General features: G+C 73.5%; 1 protein-coding gene. It reads right to left on the reverse strand.

The window, feature by feature from the left end:
• The coding region (locus ACF07S_RS33480; protein ID WP_391975927.1) for a KR domain-containing protein at positions 1–1,436 on the reverse strand (1,436 nt) is incomplete at both ends.

Consider the following 1,436-nt stretch of genomic DNA (forward strand, 5'->3'; position numbering starts at 1 on the left):
CGTCCACCTTCGCCTCCAGTGCCCGGCGCCAGGTGGCGGTGTCCAGGTCGCCGACGGGGCGTTCGACCAGGGCCCCGGCCAGGTGCAGCACCGATACCAGGGGGGTGCCCCAGTGTCCGGTGGCCGCGTCGACGGTTTCCCGTACCTGTTGTTCGTCGGTGACGTCGGCGCACGCGTAGCGGACCTCGCCCAGCTCGCGCAGCCGCCGGTAGGCCTCGATGCGGGCGGCCAGGGGTCCTCCGGCGGCCAGGTGTCCCTGCCAGGTGTCCTCCGCGGGCAGGGGTGTGCGTCCCAGGATGAGCAGTCGGGTGCCGGGGGTGCGCAGCAGGTGGGTGGCGACTTCGGTGCCGACTCCGCCGAGGCCTCCGGTGAGGAGGGTGAATCCGTCGGGTGCGGGTGCGGGTGTGGGTGTGCGGGGTGGGGTGTCCGGCAGGGGGGCCAGGCGGCGTACGTAGCGCCGGCCGTCGCGCAGGGCTACTTCGGTGTCGGGGCAGGGGGCGGTGGCCGTCTCGGTGAGGAGGGTGGGCAGTGGGTCGCTGTCCTCGTGCGCCGCCAGGTCCAGGTGGGTGCCGCGCAGCCAGCGGAGTTCTTCGTTCAGGGATTTGAGCAGGGCGCCGGCCATGGCGTGTGCGGGGGAGGGCCGGTCGCCGGGGCGGACGGCCTGGGCGCCCGCCGTCACGTGCAGCAGGTCCACGGGGCGCGGCCGGCCGGAACGGGCGGCAAGAGCCCGGGCGAGTGCCAGCAGACGCACCGTGCCGGTGTCGGAGGTCGGTGCGGCCTCCGGCGCCTTGACGGTGCTCAGCCCGTCGAGGTGGAGGACGGCGTCGACGGGCCGTCCATCGCTTTCCAGTTGTCGTAGCAGTGCGGTGTGGTCGGTTTCCTCGGTGGGGCGGATCCGGTAGTGGGCGGCGTCGAGCCGGGTGTACTGCGCTCCGTCAATCACCACGGTGCACAGGCCGCCGTCGGCGCGCAGTGCGTGGGCGAGGCGGTCGGCGAGGTGGTGGACGTGTGGGTCGCCGCCCGCCAGGAGGAGGGTGTGGCGGGCAGTGGTGACAGGGGCGGGTCGGTGGGTTTGGGCGTGTTGCCAGACGGGGCGCAGGAACCAGTCGGGGACGGTGGCGGCGGTGCCCAGCAGCAGCTGGGTGGCGCGGACCTCCTCGTCGTAGGCGCCCGCTTCGAAGCTCTTGCGCAGTTTGGTGCGCTGGATCTTGCCGATCTCGGTCTTGGGGACGGCGTCGGCCTGCACCGGGATGAGGAAGGAGGGGCTGACGCCGATCTCCCGGGTCACCTTGCCGGCGATCTCGCGCAGCGCGGCCGCCCTGTCCCCGTCCGAGGCCTGGCAGACCTGGGGGGCGAGGTGGAAGAAGAGGGCGAGTTCGTCGGTGGGCGCCGAGGGCTCGGAGCGCACCGCGACCGCGGCGGTGAAACTGCGCACG

Source organism: Streptomyces sp. NPDC016640 (assembly GCF_043076215.1).
GTDB lineage: Bacteria > Actinomycetota > Actinomycetes > Streptomycetales > Streptomycetaceae > Streptomyces.